The 18411-nt window shown below is 64.8% G+C and carries 14 protein-coding genes and 3 pseudogenes; 5 read left to right on the forward strand and 12 right to left on the reverse strand.

The window, feature by feature from the left end; genetic code table 11:
* From F792_RS14355 to F792_RS0100115, 6 genes and pseudogenes are all read right to left on the reverse strand, one after another.
* Positions 1–724: pseudogene (locus F792_RS14355) on the reverse strand (IS3 family transposase); the annotation flags it as partial.
* Between the two features lie 72 nt (positions 725–796).
* Positions 797–1676 (reverse strand): annotated as a pseudogene (locus tag F792_RS14065) (GGDEF domain-containing protein); the annotation flags it as partial.
* Positions 1677–2056: 380 nt separating this feature from the next.
* The gene (locus F792_RS0100100) at positions 2057–2557 is read right to left on the reverse strand and encodes a DsrE family protein (protein WP_026305863.1); all 501 of its coding nucleotides are present in this window, start codon (positions 2555–2557) and stop codon (positions 2057–2059) included.
* Between the two features lie 70 nt (positions 2558–2627).
* Entirely contained in the window at positions 2628–3119 is a 492-nt protein-coding gene (locus F792_RS0100105) for a DsrE family protein (protein WP_018167866.1), read from the reverse strand.
* Positions 3120–3150: 31 nt separating this feature from the next.
* Complete coding sequence (locus tag F792_RS0100110) at positions 3151–3762, reverse strand: TetR/AcrR family transcriptional regulator (RefSeq protein WP_018167867.1); 612 nt, start codon at positions 3760–3762, stop codon at positions 3151–3153.
* A gap of 236 nt (positions 3763–3998) precedes the next feature.
* Positions 3999–5315, reverse strand: a complete 1317-nt coding sequence (locus tag F792_RS0100115) for a rhodanese-like domain-containing protein (RefSeq protein ID WP_018167868.1) — start codon at positions 5313–5315, stop codon at positions 3999–4001.
* Positions 5316–5452: 137 nt separating this feature from the next.
* Here F792_RS0100115 and F792_RS0100120 point away from each other — a divergent pair, with 137 nt between their 5' ends.
* The 3 genes from F792_RS0100120 to F792_RS0100130 all read left to right on the forward strand — a co-directional run bounded on the left by F792_RS0100120 (position 5453) and on the right by F792_RS0100130 (position 8725).
* A complete protein-coding gene (locus F792_RS0100120) occupies positions 5453–5686 on the forward strand; it encodes a hypothetical protein (RefSeq protein WP_018146192.1) in 234 nt (77 codons plus the stop codon).
* 111 nt (positions 5687–5797) lie between these two features.
* Positions 5798–7312, forward strand: a complete 1515-nt coding sequence (locus F792_RS0100125) for a GGDEF domain-containing protein (protein WP_018167869.1) — start codon at positions 5798–5800, stop codon at positions 7310–7312.
* Between the two features lie 108 nt (positions 7313–7420).
* The gene (locus F792_RS0100130) at positions 7421–8725 is read left to right on the forward strand and encodes a TlpA disulfide reductase family protein (protein ID WP_018167870.1); all 1305 of its coding nucleotides are present in this window, start codon (positions 7421–7423) and stop codon (positions 8723–8725) included.
* A 35-nt stretch (positions 8726–8760) separates the two neighbouring features.
* Here the strand turns inward: F792_RS0100130 and F792_RS0100135 are convergent, their stop codons facing one another.
* Positions 8761–9351: an Sbal_3080 family lipoprotein gene (locus tag F792_RS0100135; protein ID WP_018167871.1), complete on the reverse strand. Its 591-nt coding sequence runs from the start codon at positions 9349–9351 to the stop codon at positions 8761–8763.
* A 272-nt stretch (positions 9352–9623) separates the two neighbouring features.
* On the opposite strand from F792_RS0100135, the gene F792_RS0100140 reads away from it, so the two are divergent.
* Entirely contained in the window at positions 9624–10298 is a 675-nt protein-coding gene (locus F792_RS0100140) for a rhodanese-like domain-containing protein (RefSeq protein ID WP_026304796.1), read from the forward strand.
* 113 nt (positions 10299–10411) lie between these two features.
* On the opposite strand, the gene pgaD is transcribed toward F792_RS0100140, so the two are convergent.
* Genes pgaD through pgaA form a run of 4 tightly spaced genes read right to left on the reverse strand, consistent with a single transcriptional unit; the run spans position 10412 to position 16684 of the window.
* Positions 10412–10927, reverse strand: a complete 516-nt coding sequence (gene pgaD / locus F792_RS0100145; protein ID WP_018167873.1) for a poly-beta-1,6-N-acetyl-D-glucosamine biosynthesis protein PgaD — start codon at positions 10925–10927, stop codon at positions 10412–10414.
* Between the two features lie 34 nt (positions 10928–10961).
* Positions 10962–12224 (reverse strand): poly-beta-1,6-N-acetyl-D-glucosamine synthase, encoded by a 1263-nt coding sequence (gene pgaC / locus F792_RS0100150; RefSeq protein WP_018167874.1) that lies wholly within the window; start codon positions 12222–12224, stop codon positions 10962–10964.
* A 9-nt stretch (positions 12225–12233) separates the two neighbouring features.
* On the reverse strand, positions 12234–14288 hold the full coding sequence (gene pgaB / locus F792_RS0100155; protein WP_018167875.1) for a poly-beta-1,6-N-acetyl-D-glucosamine N-deacetylase PgaB: 2055 nt from the start codon (positions 14286–14288) through the stop codon (positions 12234–12236).
* Complete coding sequence (gene pgaA / locus F792_RS0100160) at positions 14288–16684, reverse strand: poly-beta-1,6 N-acetyl-D-glucosamine export porin PgaA (protein WP_018167876.1); 2397 nt, start codon at positions 16682–16684, stop codon at positions 14288–14290. Before pgaA ends, pgaB begins: the two co-directional genes overlap by 1 nt.
* 178 nt (positions 16685–16862) lie before the next feature.
* On the opposite strand from pgaA, the pseudogene F792_RS14785 reads away from it, so the two are divergent.
* A pseudogene (locus tag F792_RS14785) lies at positions 16863–16967 on the forward strand (rhodanese-like domain-containing protein); the annotation flags it as partial.
* Between the two features lie 139 nt (positions 16968–17106).
* On the opposite strand, the gene F792_RS0100165 reads toward F792_RS14785, so the two are convergent.
* A complete protein-coding gene (locus F792_RS0100165) occupies positions 17107–18396 on the reverse strand; it encodes a TlpA disulfide reductase family protein (protein ID WP_018167877.1) in 1290 nt (429 codons plus the stop codon).
* Positions 18397–18411: the final 15 nt, after the last annotated feature.

An 18411-nucleotide genomic window follows, 5' to 3' on the forward strand; every position in this document is an offset into this window, starting at 1 on the left:
AGATCGATCTCCACGGCCAGCGCTTCCCGGTTGAAGTCATCCACCACGTTGAAGGTGCGAAAGCGCCGTCCGTCCCATAGCGCATCCGACATAAAGTCCGCCGACCAGCACGCGTTGGGGGCCTCGGTCGACGCCAGGGGCCGTGGCTCCCGTGGTGGCAAACGGCGCTTGCCCTTGCGCCGCAGGTTCAGCTTCAGGGCGCAGTACACGCGCCAGACCCGCTTGTGGTTCCAGGGCATGCCCCGACGCCGGATCAGCTTGAACAGCTTGCCAAAGCCCCGTTCCGGATAGCGCTCCACCAACTCCTGCAGTAGCGCGATCACCGCATCGTCCCGGTCCGGTTGCTTGCGGTACCGCACCACCGACCGCGCAACCCCTGCCGCCTGACAGGCCCGGCGCTGACTCAGCCCGTGGTCCTGCGTCAACGCAGTGACCACACGGCGCTTATCGTCCGGGCTCAGAGCTTTTTTGTGATCACGTCCTTCAGGGCCGTGTTCTCCAGGGCCAGCTCGGCATACATCCGTTTGAGCCGGTTGTTCTCGTCCTCCAGCTCCTTCAGCCGTCGGACGTCCGCAGCCTCCATGCCACCGTACTTCGACTTCCACTGGTAGTAGGTCGCCTCAGAGACCCCGATCTCCCGACAGACGTCCTTCACCTTCCGGCCGCCTTCGACCTGCTTCAGCGTCTGAACAATCTGACTCTCCGTAAACCGACTCTTGCGCATCTCGGCCTCCTTTGGCTCTAGTGTGCCCGGAGACCTCCAGTTTTCAATGGACCGAATTTACGGGAAGTCGACATAGGGGCGCAACTGGGTCACGCCGATACTGGTCGTAACCCGGCCGACCCGCGGCAAGGTGTAGGCGGCGACCGCGTGTTTCAGGCGTTCGAAGGCTGCGGCCGCCCTGTCGGCACCGGCAACCTCGGCCAGCACCACGAACTCCTCGCCGCCAAAGCGATAGACCAAGTCATTGTCGCGGAAACTCTGTTGCAGCAGCCGCGCGAGCAGAATCAACACCTCGTCGCCGTAGACATGGCCGAATCCGTCATTGACCTTCTTGAAGTCGTCGATGTCGATCACGCCCAGCCAGATCTGAGTCTCCTCGGGATCGGCCTCCTGGCGGCGGTCCTCCTCCAGGCCCGGCCGGTGGACGCTGCGCTCCAGTGTCGCAAGGTCGCGAAAATTGTCGTCGAAGGTCTTGCGGTTAAGCAGACCGGTGAGCTCATCGGTCTGGGCGTCATCAATCAGCTTGACGAAGTTGCGATACACCGAAAGGAAACTCTTGACCAGGCGTGCATCCAGTGACGCGCCATCGCCATCGAATGAAAACACCAGGCAGATACTGAACTCGTTGAGCCCGGACATCGGAAAGACCGAGACCCGACGGCCGGACACGTCGGCCTCCGAAACCGGCTGACCGGTCGCCAACGCCTGCTCCAGCAACCCGGCGGGCACAGGCTGATCCTCGGGATCGAACGGCACCGTCATCACGGCATCGTGCTTGCGATCAAAGGTATGCAGGCTCCGGGGCTGGCCTTCTGCATCAAGCTGAATCGCCCAGATGAGGGCACTCTTAGATGTCGTCCAGCGTCTTGAGCAGGCTGTACTCCAGACGCCGGGCATTGCGGATCCCCGTCAGGTGGGCCAGTCCGTCAAGCAGATCACGACTGCTGGGCATTGCGTTGATCCCGTGGATTCGGTGAGGGCCGTGGGCGCCCCGGTTCGATCGTCCGGGGCGCCCACGGTGCGAAATCACTTCGCGCCAATGCCGTTTGGCAGCACGCGAGGCTGGGACACCGCCCCGCCCGCAAGGTTTCCCGCCGGAGCAACTCCCGAATCTCGCGCAGCATGGTATTCGAAAAGCACGGGGCCGAGTGGAGGGCGTCACTCGAGGCCGATAGAGGAGGGACCGATGATCAGGGAGACCGGGTCACGGATGCCCCGTGCGCCCGACGCCCCCCGGACAGGTTCGCAGCGGTTTTCCACTCCGCTGCCGGCAAAACAGTCGTCGCCTCCCTGCGACGACAAGAACGGGCCCGTGTGAGGGCCGACGGGAACTCAGTAGACGGGGACCAGTGCGTAGCCCTGGTTCTGGTACCCCATGACGGCGATGAACCCACTGCGGACCGGCTGGATCGCGTCCAGCACCTTGTCGTTGTCCACCCCGTAGGCGCGGGTCGCGGCGCCGCAGACCTCCATCTTCACGCCCAGCTCATCGAGGCGTTCGACGGCCTTGGCGATCTCTTCCAGGGTGTCGCCGTGGTCGATGGCGATCTCCGGCTCGGGGTCCGTGGTGATGAACTTGACGGCCTCAGCGATGAAGACCATGCGCAGATCGGGCTCCACACCCTCCTTGATCAGGTTCTCGTGGTTGGTGGCGATGCCACGCAAATAGGCGAGCATCACGTTCGGGTCGGACTTGCGCATGTCGTACACCGCTCGCATGGTCTCGATGCCCTGGGTCGCCTCGCGGTTGTCCAGGCCCTCGGCGGCGGCCGTCGAACCCAGCCCGAGCGGCAGCAGCAGGGCCACAAGCAGGATCACTATTCGGTTTCGCATGGATACTCCTCCTTTCGTGGTTTAGGTCCGGGTGTCTCGTCCCCGGACTCGGAGCCTGAATCACTCGGACTCAGTAGATGGGGATGACCGCGTAGCCCTGCGCCTGATAGCCGGTCAGGGAGACGAAGGTGTTGCGCACCGGTTCGATGCCGGGCAGCAGCTCGCCATGTTCGACCCCGAACAGGCGGGTGGCCACGGCACAGGACTCCATGCGAACGCCCTTCTCCTTCAACGCAGCCACGTGCTCCTCGATGGCGTCGAGGTGGTCGAACTCGGTCAGATCGAAGCGTTCGCGGTCCTCGGACACCATGGTCACGGCCCGCCCGCGAAACGCCAGAATCATGTCCGGCTCGACACCTTGATCGTTCAGGTCTTCAAAGGTCTCGCGAATCACCATCAGGTACAGCGCCAGCATCTCCGGGTCGTTGTTGTTCAGGTCGAACACCACGCGGCCCTGCTCGACGCCCTCCAGGGCCCGGGCATCGGTGGGGGTATCGGCCTGGACGCTCAAGGCGGACAGGGACAAGGCAAACAGCAGGAACAGGGAAGCAACGATCTTCATCAGGGGACTCTCCTTCGTGGTGGAAGCGGGGTTACGGGTTGTCCGCAGGGGTCATGACGATGGCGCGCCAGGCGGCCTCCTGCGTCTCGGCCAGGTAGTGCGCCAGCGGTTGCTCCAGGACACCGTCGAGGTGCAGGTGCAGCAGGCGGATCGCGCCGCCGAACGCGGCGGTAGCGGCTACCGGAACCTCCATCGGTCGTACCTCGCCACGCTCGATGCCCTGCTCGATGCACTCGCGCATGCGCTGGAACGGCTGCGAGGAACACACCGGCGGCTCGTCCGGAAGGAACTCGCGGTGGCGCGCCTCCAGCACGAAGCGCAGGGTCTGAGGGGCCTCGATCGCGGCCTGGAACAGGAACGCGATGATCCCGTCACAGCGCGCACGGCAGTCACTCTCGCGCCCCATCACCTCGGCCAGGCCGGCGTCCATGCGTTGCAGCAGGTCGTCGTACAGCGCCTTGGCCAGCGCCTCCTTGTTGCCGAAGTGGTGATAGATCGAGCCGATGGAGACCCCGGCCTGGCGACGGATGTCATGGATGGAGGTATTGAAATAGCCATCACGACTGAACCGCTCCAGGGCGGTATCCAGCACGAGCTTGCGCAGCGCGGCACCGCGCACTGATTGCTTCGGGTTTTCCGTCATCACCACAACCGAACCGAACGTTCGTTCTAATTTAGCGCGAATATCTGGTGAATGCCATATGCAAGCCGATATGGGGTGAGAAAAAGGCTTTGCGAGCTTGTCGACCGAGCCCAATGCCGCCGGTCCCGCCCAGGGATATACCACCGGACCCTGAGTCGACCCTGGGTCCGGTGGTTTCGGATGGAGATTGCTTCGCTGCGATCGCAATGACCGGGTCACCGCACCCGGATTCTGGTTCAGAAGTCCTCGAACTCCATGGTGCGGAAAACGCGGCCGGCGTTTTGACGGTGCAGCTCGCCGTAGGTGTCCAGGTGGCGGTAGGCGGACTGGTCGATGTTGTAGGCATCGTTCAGCGTGCCGCCCTCGTCGAGGATGCGCTGGACCTCCTCGCGCAGATGCACGAGGTAGTCGTGGGTGTAGAGGCGCAGCACGTCGAAGTCATTCACCGGCTCGCCGTGACCCGGGATGATGTAGTCGGCATCCAGGGCCTCCAGTTCGTGCCAGGTCTCGATCCAGCCGGCGGTATCGGTGTAATCGAAGATCGGGAGCATGCGCTGGTGAAAGGCCAGGTCGCCGGTAATGAGCGCCTTGCGCGCGGGCGCCCAGATGGCGATATCGCCCGGGGCATGGCCCGGTCCGAGGTAGCGGATCTGGATGGTCTCGCCACCCATGTCCAGGTCGAGGCGGGTGGCGAAGGTCACATCCGGCGTACCCAGCTCGGTCATGAACGCCTTGTCGCGGGTACGATTGGCCGCGCCCTCCAGGCTGGCCTGGCCGTTGGCCTCGATCTCGCGCCAGGCATCCTTGTGCGCGATCACCGTGGCGCCCTGCTCCTGCCAGTAGGTCATGCCGAGCATGGCATGGCCCTGGGCGTTCTCCAGCACCACGTATTTCACTGGCTGGTCGGTGAGCTTCCGGATCTCCTCGTGCAGTGATTTCGCCAGCAGGTAGTTGTCGCCGGCGTTCATCACCACCACGCCGTCCTCGGTAATGATGAACGACAGGTTGTTGTTGTGGCCGGAGTTCTCGTAGGTGGAGGGCTGGGTCGCGCCGATCGCCGACCACACGCCATCGGTCACCTCCTGCGGCCGGTCATAAAGGAACGAGTCGCGCGCCTTGTCGAGCACGTACAGTGGCAGGCCCGCGTCCTGCCACTCGAAGAAGCCGCCGGGGTAGTTCTGCACGTTGGTGTAGCCCATCTGCTGCAGGGTCTGCGCGGCGGCCACGCTGCGCAGGTTCTGGCCGCAATAGACGACGATCGGGGTGTCCTTGTCCGGGATCTCGCCGGGCACCTCGAACTCGATCCAGCCACGCGGGATATTGAGCGTCTCGCTGGACCGGATCTGCCCGCCGGTGTGCTCGATCTCGGTGCGGGTGCGCACGTCGATCACGACATGGTCCGGCTCGCTGGCGATCCACTCCTGCAGGCCCTCCTTGTCGATGTTGGTGATCTCGGCGTTGGCGGCCTCCAGCAGCGTGTCGCCCGTCAGTTCTTCGGCCTGCGCGGTACTACCTACCGCGGCAAGGGCCAGTCCCAGCCAGATCGCTCGCATCGTGATTCTCCTTGTGGCGTCCATCCCTCCACCATAGCCCCCTGTTCCGCCGCCGGCCAGGCCTCCGCTTGAGCCACCCCGTACAGTGTCTATATTCAGGGTAAAGGCACACGGCCCAGCAGCCGAAGGAACCCCCAATGAGCAATCACATGGCGGATGTCACCATCCACATCGACGAAAACACCGACCACGCGGCCCGCGAGCGCATCCAGGACACCCTGCGTGAACTCCCCGGCGTCATGGCCGCCTCCAGTCACGACGAACGGCCCCACCTGATGGTGGTGGAGTACGATCCGGAACGGGTCGACAGCCGCAAGCTGCTGGACACGGTAACCGCGACCGGTGTCCACGCCGAACTGATCGGCCTGTAACGTAACCTGCCGGGCGCCACGGGCTATTTGTAGCCCGTGGCGCCCGGCTGAGCGGCTCAAGAGGCATGCCGAAACGGGACAACCCGCAATCGGTCTGTCACCATATTATCCATGGGGAAATGGGCCAGTATCCAGCACGACGACACGCACTGCGCTGACGGGGGAAACCATCGCGGCGCCCGGGCCGTTCGGCCGGATACCTGGCAGGTTCTTCTGGGCATTGGCCTCCTGCTGACCGCAACCTATGTCGCCCTGCCCTATGGCCTGCTGGCCAGCAGTCTCTACGTGCTGGGCACCACAAGCGCTGCCCTCGCTGTCGGCATCGCCGCACTGCGCCGGCCGAGGCCATTCGCCGCGACCGCCTGGGGCCTGATCGCCACCGTACTGACGCTGGCGGCCATCGGCCACGGCATCTGGTACTGGCTCGATCTGCAGGGCCTGGAACCCTTCCCCTCAGCCGCGGATATCTTCTACCTGTCGGTATACCCGCTGTTCGCCATCGCGCTGTGGCAACTGGGAAGCCAGACCGCACGCGACGACGGCGCGTTTGTGGATGCCCTGATCGTGGGCATTTCGGCCGCGGTGCTCGGGTGGGCCCTGCTGATCGCACCCTACACCTACGACCCCGACCTGACCTGGCTGCAACTGCTGGTATCCACGGGCTATCCGGTCGCGGACCTGATCCTGCTGCCCCTGGTCCTGCGCCTGGTGTTCCTCCACCGAACCGGCATCACGGCCCACAGTTTCCTCCTCCTGGGGATGCTCGCCTATCTGACGGCCGACCTGCTCTACGCCCACGGCAACTCCACCGGCTGGTACACCGCGGGCGGACTGACCGATGCCTTCTGGTTGATTGCCTATTCCCTGATCGTGGCGGCGGCATGGCATCCTTCCGCGAAGACCGAACCGCGCGCACACATCTCGCACGCCGAGCTCTCCGGCCGGCGTCTGCTCGTGCTGGGCGCCGCGTCCGTCCTGGTGCCGATGGTGATCCTGTTCACGGCGGGCAGCGAGATGGAGATCATTCGCGTTGCGGCGATCGCCTCCATCCTGCTGTTCCTGCTGGTGTTGTACCGCATGGCTGGATTGCTGCGCGAGACCCAGCACCAGGCCAAGCGCCTGGAGAACCTCTCGCGTACCGACCCGCTGACCGGGGCCGGCAATCGTCGCCACCTGGAAGAACAGTTAACCCGCGAGATCGCCCGCGCCGAACGCACCCAGGGCCCGCTCAACCTCGCATTCCTGGATATTGACCACTTCAAGCGCTTCAACGATTCCCACGGCCATGCAGCCGGCGATGCCCTGCTGCAGGAAATGGTGGATGCCTGGCGTCCCATCCTGCGGCCCACGGACCTGCTGGCACGTTTTGGCGGCGAGGAATTCGTGGTGGTGTTCCCGCACATTGATGCGCAGCAGGCCCGCCGCGTGCTGGAACGCCTGCGCACCGCGATGCCCAACGGCCAGACCTGCTCGGCCGGGATCGCCAGCTTCCACCCCGGCGACACCATGGACTCGCTGCTGGGACGCGCCGACCAGGCCCTGTACGCCGCGAAGGACGGCGGACGTGACCGCATCATGATCGCCCCCGCCGAACCCATACCCGTTGCAGGCATGCCCGCGTTGTAGGGACCGGAATCCCCGACTGCGAACACAATCCTGACACCCTGCAGGAGATCCGTGGAGCAATATCAAGCTCTCGCGCGTCTATTCCCGAGCCCCTTCACCAAGGTTTCCATGACACACCGTATTCTCGTACGCCTGTTTGCCCTCGCGGCCCTGCTGATGATCCCGTTCGCCGCACTGGCGCAGGAGGCGAACGGCCCGACGGGCGCAGTCGACGCCGCCGCTTCGATCGAGGCCGGCGGGGCCGAGATCCCGGTGGAACGCTATCGCGCCGATGGCGACGCCGTGCTTTTGTGGTTCCCCTCCGAACACGGCCTGCAGGACGGCCATCGACAACAGGCGCTGGCGCTGCAGGCGGCCGGGGTCGAGACCTGGCTGGCCGATCCGTTCACCGGCCACTTCCTGCCCGAGGCGGCATCCAGCTTCGACGACATGCCCACCGCCACGGTGACGGACCTGATCGAGGCAACCCACACCGATACCGGACGACCGGTCTATGCCTTCGGGCATGACCGTGCCCTGCCCTGGCTGCTCACCGGCCTGTACCAGTGGCAACAAGCCCACCCCGAGGCGGACTACCTGGCCGGACTGCTGATGACCAGCCCCTTCCTGCATACCGGCGTGGATACCGATGAGGCCGAACTACAACCCATCGTCCGGCTGACCAATCTGCCGGTGTACATCCTGCAACCGGCCCAGTCGCCCCAGCGCCAGCATCTCGGGCGGATTCGCAGCGGGCTGACCGAGGGCGGCAGTGCAGTGGGGGCGCGCCTGCTTCCCGGGATCCGCGACCGCTTCTTCTTCCGCCCCGATGCGACCGAAGCCGAGCGACTCGCCAGCGAGACCTTCCACCGCGAAATCATCTTCGCCTTGGAACTGCTGACGCGGCTGCCTCATCAACGCACACCCGCCGTGGCCGGACCGGACACGGACCTGGCAGTACGCACCCCAAGCGGCACCGACGCACAGCTCAACGCCCTGGATGAACCCGTGGCGGCCCCGCCGCTGGAGCGGCCCGACCTGGCGGGGGATATCCATCGACTGGAGGACTATCGCGGCGAGGTGGTGCTGATCAATTTCTGGGCCAGCTGGTGCCCGCCCTGCGTGCACGAGATGCCGTCCATGCAACTGCTGGAGGACGAACTGCGCGACGAAGGCTTTCGCATCCTGGCGGTGAACCTGGGCGAGGACGAGGACACCATCCAACGCTTCATCGAGGACGAGGTGCAGACCGAGTTCACCATCCTCCTCGATCCGGAACAGGACTCCCTCGACGACTGGCGCGCGATGGCCTACCCCACCAGCTACGTCGTCGACCGCAAGGGCCGCCTGCGCTACTACCTGTTCGGCGCCATCGAATGGACCGAACCCGGCGTGATCGACCAGATCCGCGACCTGCTGGACGAAGACGCGTAGCGGTCGGGAAAGGGCGCGGCGCCGCGCGGGGCGTGCTAAAGATCCGCCAGGATGGCGCGCAGGCGCTCCTCGTAGGCCGCTTCGGTAATCAGCCCCCGGTCGTGCAAGCGATCCAGCTCTTCCAGTCGCGCCTCGACCGAACGGCCGTCGGAGTCTTCATCGCGTCCCTGATCCGCCTGTTCACCTCCGCGGATCAACTCCACGGCATTCACTTGCGCGAACAGCTCGTCCACGAGCGGCGCCAGCTTCTCTCGGGTCGGCCCGAACTTGTCCATCCGCCCGCTACCGCTGCGGGCATCGTAGGTGGCCTGCCCCGCCAGGCCCTGGGCGTCATAGACGCGAAGATCGGCGTACGAGAGGTACATTGCCAGATCCCACTTCCAGTTCGCGGTGTGTTCCAGGTAATGCGAACACCGTGCAGGGCGGGAACCGGAATAGACGTCCGTGCGGATACCTCGCTGCTCGATCAGTTCGCGCATCTCGGGCTGAAATCCAGCCATGTGGATCTCGGGGTTGTCGAGCACGCAGACCAGGCTGACATCCACCGCATCCAGTGGCTCAATCGACTGGGTGATGGAACACCCGGTGGCCACCAGCGCAATGCCGGCCACCCAAAACGTACGCATTCCTCGCAGCACAAACACCTTCCTTCCTCTGGACGCAATCCTGCGCGCACCTGCCCCGCGCGAACGAGCGCGCACCCTACCAGACCTGCACGACTCCCCGAATACCGAGGCGTCCGTACATCATCGGTCACCCCAAGCCTGATGGATCGCGCGCCCCCTCGTGCAGGACCGTGCCGGGTCAGGAAATGCCCACGCGGGCAGGCGTAATTTCGCGCAAGCGCCGCAGTTCGAGACTACGTTCGACGTATGAGAGACGTAGCGGAGACACCCCCATGAAAGCACCCTTTAGCGCACGAAAAGTGCGATCGAGCCTGCTCGCAGCGGCGGTCCTGTTCCTGACCGCTCCGGCATTCGCGGAAACGGAGGTCGGCATCACCGCCGACATGGCCGCATTCGACGTGCGCCACGGCAACGAGACCGTGACGGTAGCCCGCGACCAGGACACCTTCGCGACCATCGACCTCGACTACGCACAGATCGCGCGGCCCTGCCCGCCGTTCTGCATCCAGCCGATGAGCCTTGGCCGCGGCGTCGAGACCCTGGGCGAACTGGAGTTCATCGACTACCTCCAGCAGACCACGGAGCGCGACGACCTGGTGATCATCGATTCGCGCACCCCGCGCGAATACCGCCGCGGCACCATCCCCGGCGCCGTCAACATCCCCTGGGACCGCCTGCACTTCGCCTCCGGCGCGGACCCGGACGACGTGCGCAACGTGCTGACCGAAGACTTCGGCGCAATCTTCGACGGCGACTTCTACGACTTCAGCCGGGCGAAGACCCTGGTGCTGTTCTGCAACGGCCCCTGGTGCGGCCAGTCACCCACCAACATCCGCACCCTGACCAACCTCGGCTACCCGGCCGAGCGCATCAAGTGGTACCGCGGCGGCATGCAGATGTGGCACGCCTTCGGCCTGACCACGGTCGAGGGCGAGACCAGCGACTAGCCCGCTTGGCGTCCATCTCGTCATTGCGAGCGCTGCGAAGCAATCCGGCGTGTAGGTAACCCCGCGGGCGGCAAGGCCAACCAATAACGGGCGTACAAAGAAACCACCGCCAGTCAGCCGTAGCGGCGCTCCCCATTCGGGTCCGCCGGCGGGTCAGAGTCACTGGATTCGTCGGAATCGCCTGCGAGCTCCGATGGAGCTCGCGGAACCATGGTCTGGACATCGACGATCCGTGCGGTCTCATCAAAATGAACCGTCACAATGCGAGCCGTTGCGATAATCTCGGCCTCGTCACGATCGATGCCGAAATGCCGGGCCAACTCCTCGGTCCCGACCGGTTCCGGTGCGCGCCGACGTTCCTTGTTGTGAAAGCGGAACCAGTTGTAACCGGCCCACCCTATGAAGATCGCGCCCGCCGAGACAATCGCGATGGCGTACGTTTGAATTGCCCGCAACGTGCCCATGGGATCATCCAGGATGTAGCGCTCGAACAACTCCACGCCCAGCGCCCACCCGACCAATGCGATCAGGGGTGTGAACAGGTAGATCCAGATGCCCCATCCAACAAGACTGACCAACTGACTGATATAGCGCTTTCTACTCGGCTCCAGATCCGAGCGGTCGATCATTTTGGGAACACGCGGTCGCAAGTGCTTCATGGGCTCATTCTTCCGGGGGCCGCAGCCCGCGATCCGGGCTGATCCATCGAGCACGCTCTCCGGAACGCTTGAGAAGGGCGCGCGGGACCGCCACGACCGTGGTGACCATGGACAACAGCCAGAACGCCAGTGGATACCAGATCACCCAGAAATAATTGCGGAAAAACCGGCCATCGACCTCGTAGCGACGATCAATCATCAAACTGACGAGGAACTGCATCAGCGCGGTCAGTCCGAGAATTACGCCCGCCCATTGCGGCAGCAGCCCCGGCTGGATCCAGCCTTCCGGAAGCTCGATCACCAGACCCAGAAAGGCCACAAGGATGATGACAAACATGACGTAGGCCCAGACGATACTGACCCCATACTCGAGGGCCACGCCCCATAGCCGCCGCTTGGGCCAATGGAACAGACTGGCGCCGTGGCGGAGCACCGTCTCCACCCCCCCTTGAGCCCAGCGCAGGCGCTGACGCCAAAGTCCTGCCAGAGTCTCCGGCATGTAGATGTAAGACAGCGCATTGGGCTCGTATCGTATGTCCCAGTGGTCGAGCTGGAGCCGCCAGGAGATATCGATGTCCTCGGTGACCATGTCGCTGCTCCAGTACCCGACCCGATCGAGGGCCGTGCGACGAAAACCCGCGATCACGCCCGAGACGGTGAATATGCGCCCGTAGACTCGCTGGGCGCGCTTGATCAGACCGATGGTGGCCGAGAACTCCCCAACCTGAAGCTTGCCCAGCAGGCTGCTGCGATTGACGATGCGCGGGTTACCGGTAACGGCGCCCACTCGGGGACCCGAAGTCAGGTGGAACATCATCCAGGCCACAGCGTTCGGATGCAGCAACGCGTCGCCGTCGATGCAGATCAGAAAGTCGTTCTGCGCCGCCAGTGCCCCGGTCCGCAGGGCAACGGCCTTGCCCTGATTGCTGGCCAGGTGCACCACGCGCAGACGGGGATACTCGTGAGTCAATTGTTCGAGGATCTCGGGGCTTGCATCGCTGCTGCCATCGTTGACGGCGATGATCTCGAAGTCGTGGTACTCGCTCGCATGGGCGTAATGGATCGTGTCGCGAATCACCTCTGCCTCGTTGAAGCAAGGAATGATGATGCTGCACGCAGCCAGACTGCCACTGTCGGGCGGATGATCGGGATCGGCCCCCTTGCGGCGCTCCCAGCGGAGGTAATACCAGACGCCCCCAATGATCCAGACCCAGGCCATGATTAGCGGGTAGAAGAAGGCAAAATTGGTCAGGGCGTTGAAGGTCATGCCGACTCCCTATCGCGGATGAGGGAAGGCATTCAGAGACATGCCCTCGAACGTGGGGCCGAATTCCGGCTGATCCCGCAGGAAGTCGTCCGGGTAGTACCCGAAGTTCAGCACCCCGCGCCGCACAAGCTGCTCCATCCAGTCGCGCAAGAGCGTCGCTTCCAGCCAGCGGCCTTCGCCTCGCCAGTCACGCGCCTGCAACTCGAATACAACGTCCTCGAAGCCCCCGATCTGCTCGTCCACCGCATCCGCGAGTCGGGCCAGCCAGACATCCGGCGGAAGCTCGGTCCCGTCCAGCCAGGGCATGGCCATGATGGCGACCTCGTCGTATGCCTCGACCGCAGCGGGCAGCGCCTGGGCGAACCGCTCCTCGGCTTCCGGTTCGAGAATCACCCGCGCATACAGGTTGCGCGCGGTGCGAAATTCGAGAGACAGATTGGTGAAATAGCGCAGCCGGCCGATCACCTCTTCCCCGAAATCGATCAGGGCCTGGGTCTTCTCCTCCGGCCGCAGAGTGCAATCCGAGAGCGGGCGGTCCGTTCCGGGCCAGCGCGCTCCGTCCTGACAGGCCGCCAGGTCCTCGTCGGCTGCCAGGTAGGCGTCGTCGTGGATCAACACCCCGGCAATACCGCTTGCCGCCATCCCGAGGTCCTCGTAGATCTCGCCGACAATCTCCAGGGACTGAGGAAGAAACGGACTCAGGCGGCGATAGTCACGATCCGCCGGCACGGGGGCACCTTCGGGCCCGGGCCGCTGCACCGACAGTTCGGCATGGAGGTCCTGATCGGGCAGATCAAAGGAGAGCAGTGGCATCCAGGCATACACGCGCACGCCGGCCCGCGTCCGCAACTGCCAGGCGACGCGATTGAACAAGTCGGCACGCACGGGCAGGTGCCGATTCGGAAAGTACAACGCATCCGCGTTGCCGTCACCGTTCGGGTCGGCAAAGGCTTGCAGGTAGACCGTGCGGACCTGCATCCGTTGGATGCGGTCCAGGAGTACACCGAGATTGCGATTGGTCTGCTCCGGATCGGGATCGTAGACGTAGTCAAGATCCACATGGACCACCCGCTGTGGCTGCAGCGATGTCGCGCGTGTCGCGGATTCGGGACGCGCGCTCTGCGCAATCTGTACCGGCCGCGGATCTCCACTGATCAGCAAGCGGTTGACCCGCGCTTGTTCCGGGTGGTTGACCGGGTCCGCGCCTAGCGAGATCGACCAGGGCATCCCGGCCTCCGTCGCCAGCGCGTCCACCTCCGCACTGTGAGCGCCGTACGGCCAGACGATGGCGCGCGGCGCAACACCTACCATCGCCTCCAGCGAGGCATTGCTGGCCCGCATGTCATCGAGGATCCGCTGACGGAACGTGTCGTGGTCCTCGTAACGGCCGATTTCCGGGTCATAACGACGCGTAATGGCCGCTGGCTGCTCGTTCCCCTGCGGGTTGGCCAGGATGCCGCGATGCAGGTCGTGACTGTGACTGGCGAATTCCACCAGCCCCGATGCCTGCATCTCGCGCAACTCGGACAGCGCCAGAAAGCCCTCGGCTCCGAGCGGCGCTTCGTTGTACGTGACGGTCCCGGGCGGGGGCTGATCCGCTGCCGGCTCGGGGCTCGCGACATCCGCGAATGTCTCGGGGTTGTAGGTGACATCCTCGCCCGCCCAGACGGTCTCCAACCAACCGGTCTGCAGCGCGACCAGCGCCGGATACTCATAGGCCTGCAACAACGGGAACACGTGGCTGTAGACACTGGCCAGACCATCATCGAAGGTCAGCAGCACCGCATTGGCCGGCAGCGGCTCCCTTCCCTCGCGGGCATCAACGATCTGCTGCAACGAAACCGGCCGCCACCCCTGCCGCTCCATCCAGTCAAACCATTCCACCAGCCGCTGCGTGCTGACGGCGTACGGGTCCGCATCCCTCCCCGGCTGCACGTCGTCGCGTACATCGTGATAGGAAAGCGCGAGGAAGTGCCCATCCGGGATCGTGAAGGCGTCCTGCGCATGCACTAGGCCATGCGATACCCCCGCAAGCATCAGCAGGATGATCATAAGACGACGCATCAGAAGGTCCCTCGCAGGCGCACAAGCCCGAACAGCCGGTCTTCCCGGTCACCATCGTAGGTGGTGGAACCCCAGCCGAGGCCGTAGTCGACGGACCAGCGACGATCCAGATCCCAGCGATGCTCGTAGCGCAGCGCCACCGTCGGGTCACTGCCAAACCCGGACTGGTAGCCCGTACCGACCGCGGCGTGAAAATGTTGCGTAAAGGCCCGGTCGTAGTCACGCCAGGTAATCCAGTCGTGGTCCACCCGAACGGAGGTGCTGGCCGACTGCTCCGGGTTGAAATAGGGTCCGCCCGGCTGGCTGTTGTTCTGGAAAAAGAAATCGGTGCCCACATCGGTCGTGTGGTGGGCACTGGCATACACTCGTCGTGTGACGCCCCCGCCCAGCGAGCTCCGGCGATTGCCGTCATCAATCGACAACAGGCCCACGTTGGCATACGCCGAGAGGGATTCGTGGGCCCGCCAGTCCACGGAAGCTGAGGCCGACCAGCCTTTCAGACCCGCTTCGATCGCCCGCAAGGGCGTCTCCATCGAGTAGCTGTCCGCTTCGACGCCGATCCGCCAGTGGTCACCGAGCCACCGCGACCATCCGGCCGCGATCCCGGGATTGGCATCCCCCTTGAGATCACGATCGAAGCGCAACCAGGCCTGCTGGCGCCGCGCGTCCCACTCGATGCCCGCACCAATGCGGTCATAGCGTCCATCGATATCGCCGAATGACGCCGTGGTGTAGCGATGTTCCAGAAAGGCCCGAAGTGGATGATCGGACCAGGGCGAATTCAGTCGGGTACGCCATTCCCGGTCGCGATCACCGCTTACCAGCCCTTCGCCACCCGATGTCCGGCCAAAAACGACCTCGCTCTCGATGGAGGGGCGGCCACGGTCTTCCAGCTCTTCGGACAGGCGCTGAACATCCGTACTGCGGGGATAATCGGCCCGCAGGGACTCGACTTCCCGGACCCAGGTGTCGTGCTCGCCCAGGTCGCGCGCATTCTCCGCCCGATTGAGTCGCGTATCCCGTGCATCGGGCGCCCAGCGCTCCGCCACTTCGGTGATGTCCCGCGAGCGCGCCGGCCAGCCGCGCCAGCGAGCCATGCGCGCCTGGGTGTTCCGCAGGCCGGCGTGGGCCGGAGCCTGGCGGACCAGTTCTCCACTGCGTTCCCAGGCTCGATCGAGATCCTGGCGATAGGCCGCGTCATACACCCGAAGCTGATCGACGTCGACCCGCTCCCAGTTGGGGATCGGATCACGATCCGGATCGATATCCAGCCAGACCGGCGTGTGGCGCTGGGCGCGCTCAAGCAGATCCGCCGCCGCGGAATATTCCTCGAGCGCGATGTGCGTGTAATAGAGGTCCAGCAGCAACGAGACCTCCGGCGGCTCGTCCTCCGGAACCAGGGACTCGTACAGGGGCAGGGCCGTTTCGGGCTGCTCTTCAGCCAGGTAGGCATCGGCCGCCGCTCGACGCACATAGGCCGGGGCGATTGTGCGCTCCGGTAGTGCCTCGAACGCCGCAACCGTCTCCGGCATTCGCTCGAGTTCCCGCAACAAGGCGATTCGATCGAAACGGACCCGCAAATGCTGCGGATGCGCCTCCGGGATGCGCGAAAGAAATTCGTCCGCGCTGGCCAGGACCCGATTCAGCTCCCGGTCCCGCTCTTCGTGGCGGCCTTCGGCCTCCAGCTTGGAGCGGATATCCAGTGCCTGCCGGATATCCGCCGCGATCGCATCCGCCTCGGCCTGATAGCGAACATCGACCTCGAACAGGTCCGGGCGTTCCTGCATCGCGGCAAACGCCCGGTTGCTGGCCCCAAGCGTCCACAAGGCCAGTGTCTGCTCCTGAAAAGCCAGAGGATGCTGCGGATCGCGGGCGCGCGCACGATTGGCCATTGCCAGGGCCTGACGCGGTGTATCCGACTGGCGCAAGCCATACGCCATCAGAGCCAGCTCCTGAACCGATTCGGGCAAGGGGTCGATTTCCGCAAGGGCCTGGCGCGCCGTTGCTGCATCACCTGCCTCGGCGCTGGCCACGGCGAAAAGGATCTGCGCGGAACTACCCAGCCTTTTCCTAGAGTCGCGCAGGATAGCCGCCGCTGCCGCAAATTCGCCTTCGTCACGCAGGGCGAAGGCCCAGCTCATGTGGGCATAGTCCGGGACGGACTCGGGATCGAGGTCCTGGGTTCGAGAGACGATCGCCGCGTTATCCCCGACCAGACGCAACACAACAATCAGGTCCGCTTGCAGGCGGGGCTGATTCGGGGAGCGGGCCTCCAGCGCACGCAAGCGCTCGGCGGCCTCGAACACCCGTCCTTCCTGGGCAAGTGCAACGGCCTGTTCGCGCTCCTGGTCCAGAGTTGCAGCGTAGCCGGGGACCGACAGGATCCATGGCAGCACAACGCCGCAAGTGACCCGTGCCCACTTCCCGACAAAGACCCTGGGCATGCGCGCCCGGTCATACTCCACTCCCCTGTCCATCAGCCCCCTAACCCGCGACCTTTCATTTTTGTGAAGGCTATCACATACAACATGCAGGAGACCGGATATTAACAATCCTTCCGGAAGCCGATTCGGGGGCCTCCTCGGCTACCCGGCCGAGCGCCTCAAGTGGTACCGCGGCGGCATGCAGATGTGGCACGCCTTCGGCCTGACCACGGTCGAGGGCGACACCGACGGCTAACCCGAGAGGACGCCTGCCTCGTCGTTGCGAGCGCAGCGAAGCAATCGGCCAGACAAGGGCTCAGCCCCGCCCGATTGCTGAGCTCGCAATGACGGGATGGGTGGCGAATCAACGGTGACTCCGACAGCCAGCCCACCGGCTACTTCGGCTCCGCCATCAGGGCCTCTACGGTGGCAATGACGTCGGGGTCGTCCCATTCGATGGCGCTGTTGACCGAATAGCGCACGCGGCCGTCACGATCGAGAATAAACGAACTGGGGAAGGCAAAAACGCGCCAATCGGCAGCCACCCGTCCGTCGAAGTCCATCAGGACCGGGAAATCCACCTGCACCTCTTGCATGAAGGCCGTGATGTGCTCGGCGCTTTCCTGATAATTGACCGATACGATGGCGAAGCCCTCGCCCAGGGTCTCGGCCATGCGGTTCATCGACGGGATCTCGTGCACGCAGGGCGGACACCAGCTGGCCCAGAAATTCAGCAGCACCACCTGGCCGTCGTAATCGGACAGCGACTGCTCGTCACCCAGGTGATCGGTCAGCGCGAAGTCCGCGACCGGCCGTGGACGATCGCGCTCCACCAGCCCGCGGCCGACTTCGATCGCACGGGTGGCCTCCGGCAGCGGCGCGGCCGCCAGCGGGCGCGGGACGCTGGCCAGGAGCCGGCCCGCCTGCAGCAGTTGTGCAGGCAGGCGCTCGGCCGCGGCCTGTTCCTCCGGCTCGGGATCGGTGCGGCGCAGGTAATAGAAATCGCGCACATCCGGGACCGTCTGCACGAACACCGCACTGCCGCCGCGGCGCAGGTCGGTCAGGATGTCGTCCAGGTGCCAGCGATAGACACCCTGTGCGGGCTGCAGCAGGAAGACCGGCAGACTGGTGGCGCGCACCACATCGACGAACTCGGCGGGGGCACCCGCCACCGGCGTGTCGACCATCAGGTTGGGGAAGGCCAGCGCCGCACCGAGTACGTAGGCCGCTTCGGGGCCGTCCTCCTGCCACTGACGCAGGCCGCGCAGGGCGGTGATCGCCGGGCGGCCCGAGGCGACCAGCATCACCTGCTTGCCGGTCTGCTCGTGCGCCGCGCGCAGTAGCGCCGCTACGCTGACGCCATCCAGGCTGCGCATGCTCTCGTTGGTGCGCGGGAGGAAATGGGCATCCAGCAGATCGACCTGCCAGACCTCGACACCCATCGCAGCAAGCTCGCGGCCGAGGCGCGCATGGTTGGCGTGTTCGCCCGCCTGTGGCAGCAGCCAGAGGTAGACTCGATCGCCGGCGGCCGGGTACACGGTGACCTCCAGGTCCACGCCAGCGGGATCGGTCACCGTGACGGTGTGCGATTCCACCTCGCCGGCACCCGCTGGCGGAAGCAGCAGAAGCAGAGACAGCAGCAAGGCCAAACGCGGCAGGGATCGTATCGACACGCGGGCATCCATCAAGGGAACCGACCG

The organism is Thioalkalivibrio sp. ALMg9, assembly GCF_000380625.1.
In the GTDB taxonomy this organism is placed as follows: Bacteria; Pseudomonadota; Gammaproteobacteria; order Ectothiorhodospirales; family Ectothiorhodospiraceae; genus Thioalkalivibrio; species Thioalkalivibrio versutus.

Bases quoted from the DNA above. Each gene is read 5' to 3' on its own strand.
- F792_RS0100105 (WP_018167866.1), bottom strand. From the start codon at position 3,119: ATGAAGATCGTTGCTTCCCTGTTCCTGCTGTTTGCCTTGTCCCTGTCC.
- F792_RS0100130 (WP_018167870.1), top strand. From the start codon at position 7,421: ATGACACACCGTATTCTCGTACGCCTGTTTGCCCTCGCGGCCCTGCTG.
- F792_RS0100115 (WP_018167868.1), bottom strand. From the start codon at position 5,315: ATGCGAGCGATCTGGCTGGGACTGGCCCTTGCCGCGGTAGGTAGTACC.
- F792_RS0100135 (WP_018167871.1), bottom strand. From the start codon at position 9,351: ATGCGTACGTTTTGGGTGGCCGGCATTGCGCTGGTGGCCACCGGGTGT.
- F792_RS0100125 (WP_018167869.1), top strand. From the start codon at position 5,798: ATGGGGAAATGGGCCAGTATCCAGCACGACGACACGCACTGCGCTGAC.
- pgaD (WP_018167873.1), bottom strand. From the start codon at position 10,927: ATGATCGACCGCTCGGATCTGGAGCCGAGTAGAAAGCGCTATATCAGT.
- pgaB (WP_018167875.1), bottom strand. From the start codon at position 14,288: ATGCGTCGTCTTATGATCATCCTGCTGATGCTTGCGGGGGTATCGCAT.
- F792_RS0100140 (WP_026304796.1), top strand. From the start codon at position 9,624: ATGAAAGCACCCTTTAGCGCACGAAAAGTGCGATCGAGCCTGCTCGCA.
- F792_RS0100165 (WP_018167877.1), bottom strand. From the start codon at position 18,396: ATGGATGCCCGCGTGTCGATACGATCCCTGCCGCGTTTGGCCTTGCTG.
- pgaC (WP_018167874.1), bottom strand. From the start codon at position 12,224: ATGACCTTCAACGCCCTGACCAATTTTGCCTTCTTCTACCCGCTAATC.
- F792_RS0100110 (WP_018167867.1), bottom strand. From the start codon at position 3,762: ATGACGGAAAACCCGAAGCAATCAGTGCGCGGTGCCGCGCTGCGCAAG.
- F792_RS0100100 (WP_026305863.1), bottom strand. From the start codon at position 2,557: ATGCGAAACCGAATAGTGATCCTGCTTGTGGCCCTGCTGCTGCCGCTC.
- F792_RS0100120 (WP_018146192.1), top strand. From the start codon at position 5,453: ATGAGCAATCACATGGCGGATGTCACCATCCACATCGACGAAAACACC.